The sequence below is a fragment of the Hydrogenophaga atypica genome, from assembly GCF_042665215.1.
Taxonomy (GTDB): Bacteria; Pseudomonadota; Gammaproteobacteria; order Burkholderiales; family Burkholderiaceae_C; genus Hydrogenophaga; species Hydrogenophaga defluvii_A.
In genome coordinates this window covers 50,308-65,663 of sequence record NZ_JBHTCA010000019.1, presented here as the reverse complement: position 1 = coordinate 65,663, position 15,356 = coordinate 50,308, and the positions used below count along the sequence as shown (strand labels likewise).

12 protein-coding genes and 1 riboswitch are annotated in these 15,356 nt (G+C 63.1%); of the genes, 5 read left to right on the top strand and 7 right to left on the bottom strand.

Annotation, left to right across the window (positions count from 1 at the left end; genetic code table 11):
- Window positions 1-47: 47 nt before the first annotated feature.
- The 4 genes from metH to ACFQPB_RS18240 all read right to left on the bottom strand — a co-directional run bounded on the left by metH (window position 48) and on the right by ACFQPB_RS18240 (window position 5,146).
- Window positions 48-2,771, bottom strand: a complete 2,724-nt coding sequence (gene metH / locus ACFQPB_RS18255) for a methionine synthase (RefSeq protein ID WP_382226356.1) — start codon at window positions 2,769-2,771, stop codon at window positions 48-50.
- 23 nt (window positions 2,772-2,794) lie between these two features.
- Window positions 2,795-2,862, bottom strand: a riboswitch (S-adenosyl-L-homocysteine riboswitch).
- 184 nt (window positions 2,863-3,046) lie between these two features.
- Window positions 3,047-3,244, bottom strand: a complete 198-nt coding sequence (locus tag ACFQPB_RS18250; protein WP_382199997.1) for a hypothetical protein — start codon at window positions 3,242-3,244, stop codon at window positions 3,047-3,049.
- A complete protein-coding gene (locus ACFQPB_RS18245) occupies window positions 3,217-3,618 on the bottom strand; it encodes an RNA-directed DNA polymerase (Reverse transcriptase) (RefSeq protein WP_382226354.1) in 402 nt (133 codons plus the stop codon). Before ACFQPB_RS18245 ends, ACFQPB_RS18250 begins: the two co-directional genes overlap by 28 nt.
- A gap of 541 nt (window positions 3,619-4,159) precedes the next feature.
- Window positions 4,160-5,146 carry a porin gene (locus ACFQPB_RS18240; RefSeq protein WP_382226352.1) on the bottom strand — a complete coding sequence of 329 codons (987 nt, stop codon included), beginning with the start codon at window positions 5,144-5,146 and terminating at the stop codon, window positions 4,160-4,162.
- A 360-nt stretch (window positions 5,147-5,506) separates the two neighbouring features.
- Here ACFQPB_RS18240 and groES point away from each other — a divergent pair, with 360 nt between their 5' ends.
- Window positions 5,507-5,797 carry a co-chaperone GroES gene (gene groES / locus ACFQPB_RS18235; protein ID WP_342130091.1) on the top strand — a complete coding sequence of 97 codons (291 nt, stop codon included), beginning with the start codon at window positions 5,507-5,509 and terminating at the stop codon, window positions 5,795-5,797.
- Between the two features lie 43 nt (window positions 5,798-5,840).
- Window positions 5,841-7,490, top strand: a complete 1,650-nt coding sequence (gene groL, locus ACFQPB_RS18230; protein ID WP_382199875.1) for a chaperonin GroEL — start codon at window positions 5,841-5,843, stop codon at window positions 7,488-7,490.
- Window positions 7,491-7,677: 187 nt separating this feature from the next.
- Here groL and ACFQPB_RS18225 read toward each other — a convergent pair whose 3' ends face one another.
- Together ACFQPB_RS18225 and tal are read right to left on the bottom strand one after the other, a co-directional pair.
- Entirely contained in the window at window positions 7,678-9,216 is a 1,539-nt protein-coding gene (locus ACFQPB_RS18225) for a methyl-accepting chemotaxis protein (protein WP_382226350.1), read from the bottom strand.
- A gap of 110 nt (window positions 9,217-9,326) precedes the next feature.
- A complete protein-coding gene (gene tal / locus ACFQPB_RS18220) occupies window positions 9,327-10,274 on the bottom strand; it encodes a transaldolase (RefSeq protein ID WP_382226347.1) in 948 nt (315 codons plus the stop codon).
- Window positions 10,275-10,329: 55 nt separating this feature from the next.
- On the opposite strand from tal, the gene ACFQPB_RS18215 reads away from it, so the two are divergent.
- On the top strand, window positions 10,330-11,178 hold the full coding sequence (locus ACFQPB_RS18215) for a MurR/RpiR family transcriptional regulator (RefSeq protein WP_382199870.1): 849 nt from the start codon (window positions 10,330-10,332) through the stop codon (window positions 11,176-11,178).
- Window positions 11,179-11,180: 2 nt separating this feature from the next.
- Here ACFQPB_RS18215 and ACFQPB_RS18210 read toward each other — a convergent pair whose 3' ends face one another.
- Window positions 11,181-13,166 carry an SDR family oxidoreductase gene (locus tag ACFQPB_RS18210; protein ID WP_382226344.1) on the bottom strand — a complete coding sequence of 662 codons (1,986 nt, stop codon included), beginning with the start codon at window positions 13,164-13,166 and terminating at the stop codon, window positions 11,181-11,183.
- Window positions 13,167-13,337: 171 nt separating this feature from the next.
- Here ACFQPB_RS18210 and ACFQPB_RS18205 point away from each other — a divergent pair, with 171 nt between their 5' ends.
- Window positions 13,338-13,997, top strand: coding sequence for a phasin family protein (locus ACFQPB_RS18205; RefSeq protein ID WP_382226341.1), 660 nt, complete (start codon window positions 13,338-13,340; stop codon window positions 13,995-13,997).
- Between the two features lie 112 nt (window positions 13,998-14,109).
- Entirely contained in the window at window positions 14,110-15,354 is a 1,245-nt protein-coding gene (locus ACFQPB_RS18200) for a patatin-like phospholipase family protein (protein ID WP_382226339.1), read from the top strand.
- The last annotated feature ends 2 nt before the right edge of the window (window positions 15,355-15,356 follow it).

Here is a 15,356-nt window from a genome sequence, read left to right as displayed (position 1 = left end):
GACTGGCATCGCCCCCTGGGGGGTGAAGCCGAAGGCGGCGCGGGGGGTTACAAGTTCGGGGCCAGCAAACGCTGCAGTTCGCGCTCGTCGGTGTGTTTGCGTGCCGAGAGGTCACGCACCTGATCATCACCAATGCGGCCGACGTTGAAGTAGGTGCTTTGTGGGTGTGCCAGGTAAAAGCCGCTGACGCTGGCCGCCGGCGTCATGGCCAGGCTGTCGGTCAGGCCCATGCCAATGTCGTCGCACTGCAGCAGATCGAACATGTCGCGTTTCACGCTGTGGTCGGGGCAGGCAGGGTAACCTGGCGCAGGACGGATACCCTGGTATTTCTCCGCGATCAGGTCTTCGTTGCTCAACGCTTCGTCCGACGCGTAGCCCCACAAATCGGTTCGCACCCGCTGGTGCAAACATTCGGCAAACGCCTCGGCCAGGCGGTCGGCCAAGGCCTTGAACAGGATGGCCGAATAGTCGTCGTGGTCGTCCAGAAAGATTTTTTCGCGCTTTTCGCTGCCCAAACCCGCCGTCACCGCAAACACGCCCACGTAGTCAGGCGCCACGCCTTTGGGCGCCACAAAGTCTGCCAGGCAACGGCTCGGACGCATCACGCCGTCGATCACCTGTTTTTCGGTCTGCTGACGCAAGCCGTGCCAAGTCATGGCCACCTGGGTACGGCTCTCGTCGGTGTAGAGCTCAATGTCGTCGTCGTTGACCGTGTTGGCCGGGTACAGACCCACCACGGCGTTGGCACTCAACCATCGGCCCTCAATGAGCCTTTGCAGCATGCGCTTGCCGTCGCTGAACACGCGCTGCGCCTCGGCCCCCACCACCTCGTCCTTGAGGATGGCCGGGAAAGGGCCGGCCAAATCCCAGGTCTGGAAGAAGGGGCCCCAGTCGATGAAGCGAGCCAGCTCGGCCAGATCGAAGTTCTTGAACACCCGGCGGCCGATGAATTTGGGCGCCACCGGCCGGTACGCGGACCAGTCGATGGGCGTCTTGTTGGCCCTTGCCTGACTCAGTGGCCACAGCGGCACCTGTTTCTTGTTGGCGTGCTGCTGGCGCACCTTGTCGTAGTCGGCGTTGAGATCGGCAATGAACTGGCTGGCCTGCTCACTCAACAGACCTTGCGCCACGCCCACGCTGCGCGAGGCATCGGGCACGTACACCACCGGGCCTTCGTAGTGGGGTGCAATCTTGACCGCGGTGTGGACACGGCTGGTGGTGGCGCCACCGATGAGCAGCGGTATTTTGCGCAGGCGGAAGTGGTCGTCTTTCTGCATCTCACCGGCCACGTACTGCATTTCCTCCAGGCTGGGGGTGATCAGGCCGGACAGGCCCACGATATCGGCACCCTCGACCTTGGCGCGCGCAAGGATCTCGTGGCACGGCACCATCACGCCCATGTTCACCACCTCGAAGTTGTTGCACTGAAGCACCACGGTGACGATGTTTTTCCCGATGTCGTGCACGTCGCCCTTGACGGTGGCAATCACAATCTTGCCCTTGGGCTTGGCGTCGCCTCCGGCGGCCACCAGCAGGCGCTTTTCTTCTTCGATGTAGGGCAGCAGGTGGGCCACCGCCTGCTTCATCACGCGCGCGCTCTTGACCACCTGGGGCAGGAACATCTTACCCTGGCCAAACAGGTCGCCCACCACGTTCATGCCGTCCATCAACGGGCCTTCAATCACGTGCAGCGGCCTGCCGCCATCTGCACGGATGGCCTGCCACATTTCTTCGGTGTCTTCGGTGATGAACTCATTCAAGCCATGCACCAGTGCGTGGCTCAAACGCTCGCGCACCGGCAAGGCACGCCAGGCGTTCTTCGTGCTGTCGTCGCGTGCAGCGCCTTTGGCGCTTTCGGCGATTTCCACCAGACGCTCGCCGGCGTCCGGGCGCCGGTTCAGCACCACGTCTTCCACGCGCTCGCGCAACGTGGGCTCCAACTCATCGTACACACCGATCATGCCAGCGTTGACGATGCCCATGTCCATGCCGGCCTGGATGGCGTGGTAGAGGAACACGGTGTGGATGGCCTCGCGCACCGGGTCGTTGCCACGGAAGCTGAACGAGACGTTGGAGACACCACCCGACACCTTGGCGCCCGGCAGGTGCTGTTTGATCCAGCGCGTGGCATTGATGAAGTCCACCGCGTAGTTGTTGTGCTCTTCGATGCCCGTGGCAATGGCGAAGATGTTGGGGTCGAAGATGATGTCCTCCGGCGGGAAGTCCACCTCGTCCACCAGGATGCGGTAGGCGCGTTCGCAAATCTCGATCTTGCGCGCAAAGGTGTCGGCCTGCCCGGTTTCGTCAAAGGCCATGACCACGGCCGCTGCACCGTAGCGGCGCACCAGGGTGGCCTGGCGTTTGAACTCGGCCACACCCTCTTTCATGCTGATGGAGTTGACGATGCCCTTGCCCTGGATGCAGCGCAAACCCGCCTCGATGACGCTCCACTTGGACGAATCGATCATCACCGGCACGCGGGCGATGTCGGGTTCGGTGGCCATCAGGTTGAGAAAACGCACCATGGCGGCCTCGCTGTCGAGCATGGCCTCGTCCATGTTCACATCGATGACCTGGGCACCGTTTTCCACCTGTTGACGCGCCACGGCCAGCGCCTGCTCGTACTCGCCGTTGAGAATCAGCCGAGCAAAGGCTTTGGAGCCGGTCACGTTGGTGCGCTCGCCGATGTTGACGAACAGGCTGCCTTCGCCCACAACCAATGGCTCCAGGCCAGACAACAACATGGGAGGAACGTTCGCAAAATCGGGCATGGACTCACCTGAAGAAAACACAGTACAGGTGAGCGTCGTTGTCATCCAAGCCTGACACCCGGCACCGGGTGCTGCAACGCTCCTTGGTCAAGCACGTATTTTAAAGTCGATGGGGCCACAAAAGCGCCACCAAAGCGCTGCCAAGGCAACGGGTGAACATCAAATCGGCATAGGGGGCCTCCCTCATAGGAGGCGCACCTGCCACACCACCCGGCATGCGGGTCCGCCCCGGGCGGTTCGAGAGCTTGAGGTCATGACAGCCTTGGTGCTCCCAGTCAATCGAAGTACGCAATGGTGAGCACCGTTTTGAGCAATCGGTCACTGTTGCGCAACCAGCGGCGGCTGCTCACTGCCACTTGCCGCGCCACGTATTCTTTCGCACCCAGTGCTTTGAGTGCCCGGTAGGTGGTCTTCGCCCCCTTCCAGTGCTTGAGCTGGATCGCCCTCAAGCGGTGGCGCAACCACTCGTCCAGCTCTCGCGAGACCCTCGACGTTTGCGCCAGTCCGAAGTACGCCTTCCTGCCCAGCAGGTACCCAGCTCACGCTGGCTCCCATCGGGTTTGGGTATCAACACCTTGCGTACCGGAATGGGCCGGTAGCTGCCTGCCAGAAGCGCTTGGCGGATGTCGGGCCAGCTCGTGCGGATCAGCTGGGCGGTCTGCTCGATGTCGAGCCCGTCCACCCCAGCAGCTCCCTTGTTGGCCTTTACTTTTCTCCACGCGGCCAGCAGGTTCTGTCTCGTCAGCGCCGCCTCCAGCAGGCCAAGGCCCGCCATCGGCTTTGCCGACCCTGTGCCCTGGTGTTCAGCGAGCGGGCCGTTGGCTTCGTCGCTGATGAGATCACGCATGGCTTCACCGTGCGCTACGCTCACCCGCCCAGGTTGCCCCAGCATCTGACGCATGGCCTTTGACATCTCCCTGTCCTCAAGCACTCACTCTCGTTTGGTCCTTCGCCCTTGCCTTGTGACCTCATCGGCCCCGGCGCCTGCTACTACGACCTTTGCTGACTTCTCGCTCCGGCACAGCCGTCGCCCTTTCAGGCACAAGGCGAGCTCTCCCCAGGTAAGAACGCACACCTTCATCGCACAGCCGCCGCATCTACGCCACCTCGCCTTGGTCACAAGAGCTTCGCGGTTGTTTGCCCGCTTGCCCTGCTTGGCAGCGCCTTCTATGCGGTTCTTGTTCATCGGCTCGCGATTTACGCTTCACGCTTCCTTCCCACGCTCGGTCGCCCTCACGCAGCTGCGCTTCACTTTGCTCACTGTGACCAGCTCGCAGCGGGACTTGCACCCGCAGGTCATCCAAGCTGGGCGCACAAACGAAAAAGCCCGCTGTGTTTCCACAGCGGGCTTTTCATCTCATCCAAGCTGGCTTACGCCAGCGTATGGATTAGAAGGTGTGGCGAATGGACAGGTCGAAATTGGCCTTGGTGCTCTTGGCCTTGCCATAAGTACCGATCACGGCAGTGCGCTTGCTCAGGTTGTATTGAGCGCCCAAGCCCAGCTTGTTGGATTTGACCTTGGGGCCAGCAGCCAGTGCTTGGGTCTCAGAGCGGATGTAACCAGCGCTGAACACGGTAGCGCCCATGGGCACGTTCACGCCGAATTGCAGGGCGGTGTACTTGTTGGCGGGGTTGGCAGCGGAGCCGCCTTCGACGTTGTGGTAAGCCACTTTCAGATCGGCAACGCCGAAGTTGTAGCCGGCACCGATCACATATGCGTCATCGTCGTAACGGTTTTGCATCACGCCGCCCATCACGGTCAAAGGACCGGCAGCGTACACAGCATTGGCGCTGAACAGCGCCTCGGTGCCGGCAGCAGCGCCGCCCAGCTGAGCTGCGGTCTGGTCTTTGAAGCCGTAGGTGACGCCAACAGTCAGGCCACCGAACGAAGGGGAGGTGTAGTGAATGCCTTCCGAACGGCCCAGGTCAGCGTTGTCGGGACCGGTCGACACGTTACCGGCGGCAGCAGCGACGGAAGCCGAACGCACGGTGCCCCAGGGGTCAGCCCAGTTGTTCACATCGTTGTAGGCTTCAATTTCGCGGCCCAGACGGATGCTACCGAAACCACCGCTCAGACCCACGGTCGAAGCGCCTTGGAAGGTACGGCGGCCAGCGTTGGTGCCGTCGTTGTTGCCGTTGGTGGGGTTGAAGCGCTGTTGCAGCACGAAGTTGGCCTTCAGACCGCCGCCCAAATCTTCAGTACCGCTGAACACCAGGTTGTTCAGACCGTTACCCGCTTGGTTCAGCGTGGTGGTGCCTGCTGCGCCGTTGCGCACAATGCCCACATCCAACGAACCAGACAGGGTCACGGAAGACTGGGCGAAGGCGGCGCCGGTGGCAGCCACTGCGGCCAGAGCAATCAGAGTCTTTTTCATTGAGAGATTCTCCAAGGTTGAAAAAAGAGGCCGTGGGCATCAGCCCCAAGCCAACCTCCGTTTTGGGAAGTTGCTCTTATTGCACCAGAACCTGCCCGGTGACGCAAAACTTTCCCGGCTTTTGGGCACCGGGATGTTGTTTGAGTGCAACGACAAACAGGCACGACTCACTCGCATCCGTTTCGTCGTTCATTTTCATCACCTTGAAGGTTGGCACTTGAAAAATCGGCAGCACAGCCTAAAATCAGCACTCGTTGGACTTGAGTGCTAACATTGCACCATCCCACCGGCGCAGCCCTGGCAGCACACCGGTGTGGACTCCAGCTTTTACCCACTGTTGTTACACATTCAGGAGATTCCATGAAACTGCGTCCTCTCGCCGACCGCGTGATCGTCAAGCGTCTCGAACAAGAAACCAAGACCGCTTCGGGCATCGTGATCCCCGACAACGCCGCCGAGAAGCCTGATCAAGGTGAAGTGCTGGCCGTCGGCCCGGGCAAGACCAACGACAAGGGCGAAACCAAGGCGCTGTCCGTCAAGGTCGGCGACCGCGTGCTGTTCGGCAAGTACAGCGGCCAGACCGTCAAGGTCGATGGCGACGAACTGCTGGTCATGAAAGAAGACGACCTGTTCGCGGTCGTCGAGAAGTAATTCCCGCCCCACCTATTTCTCTATTTATCTAGGAGTCTGACAAATGGCAGCAAAAGACGTGATTTTTGGCGGCGAAGCCCGTGCCCGCATGGTCGAGGGTGTGAACATCCTGGCCAACGCTGTGAAAGTGACCCTGGGCCCCAAGGGCCGCAACGTGGTGCTCGAGCGCTCCTTCGGCGCCCCCACCGTGACCAAGGACGGTGTGTCCGTGGCCAAGGAAATCGAGCTGAAGGACAAGCTGCAGAACATGGGCGCCCAGATGGTCAAGGAAGTCGCTTCCAAGACCTCGGACAACGCCGGTGACGGCACCACCACCGCCACCGTGCTGGCCCAAGCCATCGTGCGCGAAGGCATGAAGTACGTGGCCGCCGGCATGAACCCGATGGATCTGAAGCGCGGCATCGACAAGGCTGTGGAAGCCCTGATCGCCGAGCTGAAGAAGGCCTCCAAGCCCACCACCACCTCCAAGGAAATCGCTCAAGTTGGCTCCATCTCCGCCAACAGCGACGCCTCCATCGGCGAAATCATCGCCAACGCGATGGACAAGGTCGGCAAGGAAGGCGTGATCACCGTGGAAGACGGCAAGTCGCTGCAAAACGAGCTGGATGTTGTTGAAGGCATGCAGTTCGACCGTGGCTACCTGTCGCCCTACTTCATCAACAACCCCGAAAAGCAAGCCGCGCTGCTGGACAACCCGTTTGTCCTGCTGTTCGACAAGAAGATCAGCAACATCCGCGACCTGCTGCCCACGCTGGAGCAAGTGGCCAAGGCCGGCCGGCCGCTGCTGATCATCGCCGAAGACGTCGAAGGCGAAGCCCTGGCCACCCTGGTGGTCAACACCATCCGTGGCATCCTGAAGGTCGTGGCAGTGAAGGCACCTGGCTTCGGCGACCGCCGCAAGGCCATGCTGGAAGACATCGCCATCCTGACGGGCGGCAAGGTCATCGCTGAAGAAGTGGGCCTGACCCTGGAAAAGGTCACCCTGGCCGACCTGGGCCAAGCCAAGCGCATCGAAGTGGGCAAGGAAAACACCACCATCATCGACGGCGCCGGCGCTGCCGCTGACATCGAAGCCCGCGTGAAGCAAGTGCGCATCCAGATCGAGGAAGCCACCAGCGACTACGACCGTGAGAAGCTGCAAGAGCGCGTGGCCAAACTGGCCGGCGGCGTGGCCGTCATCAAGGTCGGTGCCGCCACCGAAGTCGAGATGAAGGAAAAGAAGGCACGCGTGGAAGACGCCCTGCACGCCACCCGCGCTGCGGTGGAAGAAGGCATTGTGGCCGGTGGTGGCGTGGCCCTGCTGCGCGCACGCCAAGCGGCTGGCGCCATCAAGGGTGACAACGCCGACCAGGACGCCGGTATCAAGCTGGTGCTCAAGGCCATCGAAGCGCCCCTGCGCGAAATCGTGGCCAACGCCGGTGGCGAGCCCTCGGTGGTGGTCAACGCCATCTTGGCTGGCAAGGGCAACTACGGCTTCAACGCCGCCAACGACACCTACGGCGACATGATCGAAATGGGCATTCTGGACCCGACCAAGGTGACCCGCACCGCGCTGCAGAACGCCGCTTCGGTGTCCAGCCTGATGCTGACCACCGAGTGCATGGTGGCCGAGTCGCCCAAGGACGACGCACCTGCCGGCGGCATGGGCGGCGGTATGGGTGGTATGGGCGACATGGGCGGCATGGGCATGTAAGTGCTCCTTGCCTGAGACGCCATGCCGGCGTTGCAAGGGCTTGCCGTGGCGCTCTGCCACTGTCTTCGCCCTTGCGCCTTGGCCTGGCGCCTCATGCTGCGTCGGCGTACGTTGCTGCACGCTGACAACCCAAAAATAAAAAAACCCCGCGAGGCGACTCGCGGGGTTTTTTGTTGGGGCGCCTTGTTCAAGCGGTCTGGTGACCGAGCTTGAACACACCAATGGCCTCCGCCAAGCCGGCGGCCTGCTGCTTGAGGCTTTCGGCCGCAGCGGCACTCTCCTCCACCAAGGCGGCGTTCTGCTGGGTCATCTGGTCGAGCTGGCTGACCGCGACATTGACCTGATCAATGCCCTCGGCCTGTTCCCGCGCCGCATTGCTGATCTCGCCGATGATGGCCTGCACATTGGCCACGTTCTGCACGATGGCACCCATCGCCGCACCGGCGTCGTGCACCAGACGGCTGCCGTCGTCCACCTTGCCCACGCTGTCGCCAATCAGTCGCTTGATTTCTTTGGCCGCTTCGGCCGAGCGCCCGGCCAGTGAGCGAACCTCAGAGGCCACCACCGCAAAACCCCGCCCCTGTTCGCCCGCGCGCGCGGCTTCAACCGCCGCATTCAGCGCCAGGATATTGGTCTGGAAGGCGATGCCGTCGATCACGCCGATGATGTCCGAGATGCGCCGGGACGATGCGTTGATTTCGTCCATGGTCGTGACCATGCGCTGCATCACGTCACCCCCTTGCTCGGCAGCGCCCGAAGCCGCCACCACCACCGACTGCGCCTGCTGCGCCGCATCGGCCGACTGGCGCACGGTGCTGGTGATTTCTTCCATGCTGGCGGCCGTTTCTTCCAGGTTGCTGGCCGCCTGCTCGGTGCGTTGGCTCAGGTCTTGGTTGCCACTGGCGATTTGCGCGCTCGCCGTGCCGATGCTGTCGATGGACGCGCGCACATGCCCGATCACCCGCACCAGCGAGTCGCTCATGGTGGCCAGGGCACGCATCATGTCGCCCACTTCGTCCCGCCCTCGCGCCAACACCGGCGTGCTCAGGTCGCCTGCCGCCACGCGGTTGGCCACCGCCACCGCCTCGTTGATGGGCGCCACCACCGAGCGGCTGATGATCACGGAAAGCGCCAGGCCCACCCCGGTGAGCGCCAACATCAACACCAGGCTGATCCAGGTGGCGCGCTCGCCCGCTCGCGTGGCTGCGGCCTGTTGCTCGTGTGCGTCTTTCGATATCTGTTCAGACAGTTCCCGCACCAGACGTGACGGATCGCGATCCACCCCTTGCACCGCTTTGTCACCCACCGCCGAATCAAAGTTGGCGGCCTGAAACGCGGCGTAGCCCTGCGTGTAGCGGCTGGCCATGGTTTTGTGCGCCGCCAGGAACTGCCGGGCCAACTCACGGGCTTCGCCGTCAGGCAAAGTGTCCACCAGTTCGGTGGTGCGTTTGGCCACGGCAAATTCAATCTTGCCAAATGCCGACCAGTAGCGTTCCCGCTGTTGGGGGTCGCCGCCCCGCAGCAAGGTGTTTTTCCACTCCTGCACCTGGGTTTTGAACTGGCTGTCGATCTCGCGCGCGGTGCGCTCGCGCTCCAGCGAGGCAGCGACCTCGGTGTTGAAGCGCGCCAGCGCGCCGTTGAGCGCGTAAACGCCGCCCAGCCCCGCCAGCAGCATCAGCAACAAAATGGCACCAAAGGCCAGGGGAAGTTTGAGCTTGAGCTTCATGGCTTGCGTCCCAGAACATGTGGCCACGGCCGGCCACACCTCAGACGCTACCCCACCCCGCTCAAAAGGTAAAGTTTGTTAATTGTTTGCGGTGAATCCGCCACAAAACATCAGAGGCTTTGGATCAAGGCGTCCAGCTTGCGCGCATCGGCGCAAAAGGCGCGTATGCCTTCGGCCAGTTTTTCCGTGGCCATGGCGTCCTCGTTGAGCGCAAAGCGGAAGCCCGCTTCGTCATAAGACACCGGCTCCAGCGGCAGTTCGCGCGCGGCGGCGGCATCCAGCACACGGGGCAACGGGGCGTTGTTGGCGGCCAACTCGGCCAGCAACTCCGGGCTGATGGTCAGAAGGTCACAACCTGCAAGTGCCTGAATCTGGCCCATGTTGCGGAAACTGGCGCCCATCACCTCGGTGGGAATGCGAAAACGTTTGTAGTACTCGAAAATGCCACGCACCGAACGCACACCGGGGTCGTTCACGCCAGACTGGGCGGCCTCGTCCCAGGCAGCGCCGGCCGACTTCTTGTACCAGTCGTAGATGCGGCCCACGAAGGGCGAGATCAGCTGCACCCGGGCCTGACCACAAGCCACGGCCTGTGCGAATGAAAACAGCAACGTGAGGTTGGTGCGTATGCCCTGGCGCTCCAGCGCAGCGGCGGACTGTATGCCCTCCCAGGTGGCGGCCACCTTGATCAGCACCCGCTCTTTGGCCACCCCCTCGGCCTGGTACAGCGCGATCAGGCGTTGCGCGCGGGCCACGGTGGCGTCGGTGTCGAAACTCAGACGCGCGTCCACCTCGGTGGACACGCGGCCGGGCACCAGCGCCAATATCTCGCAGCCAAAACGCACCAGCAGCCGGTCCACCAACTCATCCAGAGCAGCACCTGAATGGGCGGCCACCGTCTGCGCCAACAGGGGTGCGTAGTCGGCTTTTTGCACCGCTTTCAGAATGAGGGACGGGTTGGTGGTCGCGTCTTGCGGCCGAAAGCTGCCCATCTGCTTGAAGTCGCCGGTGTCGGCCACCACGGTGGTGTGTTGCTTGAGTGCGTCGAGCTGGTTCATGGACGGGGATTATCGAATGAAATAAAGTTACGGTTTTGCCCGTCCATCGCACACCATGCTCGATCGCATCAAGGCCTCCCTGCCCTCCCTGGCGCCCGCTGAACAGCGCGTGGCCCAACTGGTGCTGAGCGACCCACGCCGCTTTGCCCAGTTGCCCGTGTCGGAGTTAGCAGCACGTGCCGAGGTCAGCAAACCCACTGTCATCCGCTTTTGCCGCAGCATGGGCTACGACGGCCTGAGCGATTTCAAGCTCAAACTGGTGGGCACGGTGAGCGAAGGCGTGCCCTTCATCCACCGCAGCGTGGACGTGGACGACAAAACCGGCGACGTGCTGGTCAAGGTGATCGACAACACCGTGGCCGCGTTTCTGAAGTACCGCAACGACGCATCCACCCACGCCGTCGAAAAAGCGGCCGACGCCCTGCTGGCCGCCTACCGCAAGGGCAAACGCATTGAGTTTTTTGGTGTGGGCAATTCAGGGGTGGTGGCGCAGGACGCGCAGCACAAGTTTTTCCGCCTGGGCGTGCACACCGTGGCGCACAGCGACGGCCACATGCAGGTAATGAGCGCATCGCTGCTGGGGCCGGGTGACTGTGTGGTGGTGATCTCCAATTCGGGGCGCACGCGCGACCTGATGGACGCCACCGACATCGCGCGCAAACACGGCGCCACCACCATCGTCATCACCGCCAGCGGCTCACCACTGGCCGCCGCCGGTCACATCCACCTGGCGGCTGACCACCCCGAAGGCTACGACCGCTACAGCCCCATGGTCTCGCGCCTGTTGCACCTGCTCATCATCGACGTGCTGGCCACCACGCTGGCGCTGCGCATCGGCGGCGCCAAGCTGCAACCGCTGCTCAGCGAGATGAAAAACAACCTGCGCAGCAAACGCTATACCTGACCTTAAAAGTGAATTCCCTGCATCATCTGCTGCAGGGCCGCAGCCTCCGGTGAAAGCTGCGGCTTGCCGCTCTTGTCGCCCTTGGCGGCACTGGAGTCGGGGAACATGCGGAAGCTGGTGTTCATCACGATCTGAGCGATGCGCGGCACAAAGGCGTGCAGCACCTGGCCCGTGATGCCCATGCGGGTGGCGATGCGCACCGGCTTGAAAATGCAGGCCTGGGCGATCAGGTCAGCCGCTTCTTCCGGCGCCAAGGTGGGCACGTTTTTGTAGATCTGCGTCGGCGCGATCATGGGCGTGCGCACCAGCGGCATGTTGATGGTCGTGAACGAAATGCCCTGGTCGGCAAACTCACTGCTGGCGCAGCGCGTCCAGGCGTCGAGCGCGGCCTTGCTGGCCACGTAGGCGCTGAAACGGGGCGCGTTGGTCAGCACGCCAATGGAGCTGATGTTGACCACGTGCCCTTTGCGCTTGGCTACCATGCCGGGCAGCAAACCCATGGTCACGCGCAGACAGCCAAAGTAATTGAGCTGCATGGTGCGCTCATAGTCATGGAAGCGGTCGTAGCTGCTTTCAATGGCACGGCGGATGGAGCGGCCAGCGTTGTTGATGAGGAAATCCACGCCGCCGTGTTTGTCGATCAACAGTTGCACAAAGCGGTCGCAGTCGGCCATGTCGGCGATGTCGGCGGGGTAGGCCACGAACTGGTAGCCCTTGCCGCGTGCTTCCGCGCAGGCCTCATCCAGCTTGTCCTGGTCGCGCCCACAAATGATGGTGGTGGCACCGGCCTCGGCAAACTTGTGCGCTGCTGCCAACCCGATGCCGGACGAGCCGCCAGTGATGAGCACCACCTTGCCGCCCACCGTGCCCTTGAGGCTGCGGTCGATCTGCAGGTCCGGATCGAGGTGGCGCTCCCAGTAGTCCCACAGGCGCCAGGCGTAGTCCTTGAGGTTGGGGCAGGTCACGCCGCTGCCCTTGAGCGCGGCCGTGGTTTCGCGGCAATCAAAACGTGTGGGGTAGTTGACGAAGGTCAGCATGTCCTCCGGCAAGCCGAGGTCCGTCATCACCGCGTTGCGGATGCGGCGCACCGGCGCCAGCGCCATCAGCCCCTTCTTCACGCTTTTGGGAATGAAGCCCAGCAACGCCGCGTTGACGAACAAATTCATGCGCGGCGCATGCGCGGCGCGGCTGAAGATGTCGAGCACGTCGCCCACGCGGTAGCCCACCGGGTCCACCAGGTGGAAACAGCGCCCCGCCACGTCCTTCTGGTGGCTGATGACGTTGAGGGCATCGACCACGAAGTCCACCGGCACGATGTTGATGCGCCCACCTTCCAGCCCCACGCTGGGCATCCACGGCGGCAAAATCTGGCGCATGCGCTGGATCAGCTTGAAGAAGTAATACGGCCCGTCGATCTTGTCCATTTCGCCCGTGGTGCTGTCGCCCACCACCATGGCCGGGCGGTACACCGTCCATGCGCCCTTGCACTCCTGGCGCACGATTTTTTCGCTCTCGTGTTTGGTCATGAAGTAGGGGTGGTCGAGGTTCTCGGCCTCGTCGAACATGTCCTCGCGGAACACGCCCTCGTACAAGCCGGCCGCCGCAATGGACGACACATGGTGGAAGTGCCCGGCATCGATGGCCTTGGCCAACTCCACCGTGTGGCGCGTGCCGTCCACGTTCACCGCCACCTGACTGTCCTCATCTGCGCTCAGGTCGTACACCGCCGCCAGATGGAAGAAGTGGTCCACCTGGCCCTTGAGTTTTTTGATGTCCTCGGCCGACACGCCCAGTTTGCGCGCCTTCAAATCACCCACCACCGGCACAGCGCGTGCCGCACTCACGCCCCAGTGGCTGCGCAATTCGGCCACTTTGCCCAGGCTCTCCTGGCGGATCAGGAAAGACACGGTGCTGCCCTTGCGCTCCAGCAGTTTCTTGACCAGGCGTTTGCCAATGAATCCTGTGGCTCCGGTGACGAAATAGTGCATGAGAAGTCTCCAATGAAGCGGGCATTGTCAACCGCCCGCGATACAGATGAATTCAGCACAAACCCGAGCCACGATTGGAGTCGCCACCCCAGGGTTTTAGTTGCCCTTCCCTACACAATGGCTGCGCGGCTTCGTACAGTGCAGCCACTTACCCCCACCGGAGAACACAGCATGGTCAAGAAGCTTCAGAAAATCAGCGCCCAGAAAAAGGGCGGCACCGACGCCGCGCGTGGCCCCCTGGCCGGCGCCATCAAAGACTCGGCTCAGCAGATTTGGTTGGCCGGCCTGGGCGCTTTCTCCAAGGCCCAGGAAGAAGGCGGCAAGGTCTTCGACACCCTGGTGAAGGAGGGGCTGAGCATCCAGCGCAAAACCCAGTCGGTGGCCGAAGAGCGCATCAACGAAGCCACCAGCCGCATGAGCGACATGGCCAACGGCATCTCCTCCAAGGCCGTGGGCCAATGGGACAAGCTGGAAAACATCTTTGAAGAGCGCGTGGCCAAGGCCCTGAACAAGCTGGGCGTGCCATCGGCCAAGGACGTGGACGCGCTGATCGCCCGCATCGACGAACTCAACCGCCACGTGCAACAGCTCAGCGGCAAGGGCAAGGCACCCACCAAAACGAGCACCCAAGCCGCAGCCAAGGCTGCGCCGGCCAAAAAAGCTGCGGCCAAATCCGTGGTGAAGGCAACCGCCAAACCCGCTGCCAAGGCGGCCACCAAGCCAGCCCCCAAAGCCGCTGCCAAGGCCGCTGCCAAAGCCCCCGCACGCAAGGCCGTTGCCCGCAAGAGCGTAGCGCCGGCCCCCGCACCGGCTGCCGACGCCACCGCCTGATCGAGCGCGTGCAGCGTGACACACAAGGGGCGTTGAACGCCCCTTTTTTGCGCCCGCTTCACTTGCTGCAATGCAGCAAGTGAAGCCCTACCAGCGATCTACACTTGACCCCATGAGCCGTTCCGCACCGACCGCGCCACAACGCCCCCACAAGCGCCCATCCAAGCCACCCCGCGTGGCGCTGGCGCTGGCCGGCGGGGGGCCACTGGGAGCGACCTTCGAGATCGGGGCCTTGTGCGCGCTGGCCGATGCACTGGAAGGGCTCGACCTCACCGGGTGCGATCACTACGTGGGCGTGTCGGCCGGTGGTTTTGTGGCGGCGGCTTTGGCCAACGGCATCACGCCCCATGCGTTGTGCGCTGCCTTCATCGAAGGGCAAGGCGAGGACGCACAAGGCTTCAATCCCAACGACCTCATGCAACCGGCCTACGCCGAAATGGCGCGCCGCGTGGCGTCCCTCCCGGGCCTGCTGCTGGGGGCATCGTGGGACCTGGTGCAGGGCAAGCCCTTGAGCCGCGCTCTGGAACGCCTGGGCCCGGCCCTGCCCACCGGCCTGCTTGACAACGAAGCGGTGCACCGCCAACTGCAACACCTGTTTGAGCAACCGGGCCGCAGCAACGACTTCCGCCAGCTGCACACCCGCCTGACGCTGGTGGCCACCCACCTCAACAGTGGCCAGGCCACGCCCTTTGGCCGCCCAGGCTGGGACCACGTGCCCATATCGCGCGCAGTGCAGGCCAGCGCAGCGCTGCCCGGCCTGTTCCCACCGGTGGCCATTGACGGTGAACACTACGTCGATGGCGCACTCAAAAAAACCGTGCATGCGACGGTGGCGCTGGACGAAGGCATGGACCTGCTGATCTGCCTGAACCCCCTGGTGCCTTTCGACGCCTCACGCCCCCAGCGGCGGCTGAGCCCGCGCATTCCCTCGCTGGTCGAAGGCGGGTTGCCGGCCGTGATGAGCCAGACCTTCCGCGCCCTGATCCACTCGCGCATGGCGCTGGGCTTCAAGCACTACGAGCGGCTCTACCCCCACACCGACATCCTGCTCATCGAGCCCGAGCCGCACGACGCTGAACTGTTCTTTGCCAACACCTTCAGCTACCACCAGCGCCGCGAGATGGCCGAACACGTTTACCAGCAAACCCTGCAATGGCTGCGCCAACGGCGGGCCAGCCTGCGACCGCAACTGGCCCGCCACGGCATCAGCTTGCGCGATGCGGTGCTCGACGATCCGCAGCGCCACCTGCTGGCGCCCGCGCGCCCACGCCACCGCTTGGGCCAGGCCCTGGCGCGCCTGCAGGACACGGTGGACGAACTGCAGCACACCCTGCGCCAGCGCGAAGCCCTGGCCTGAAC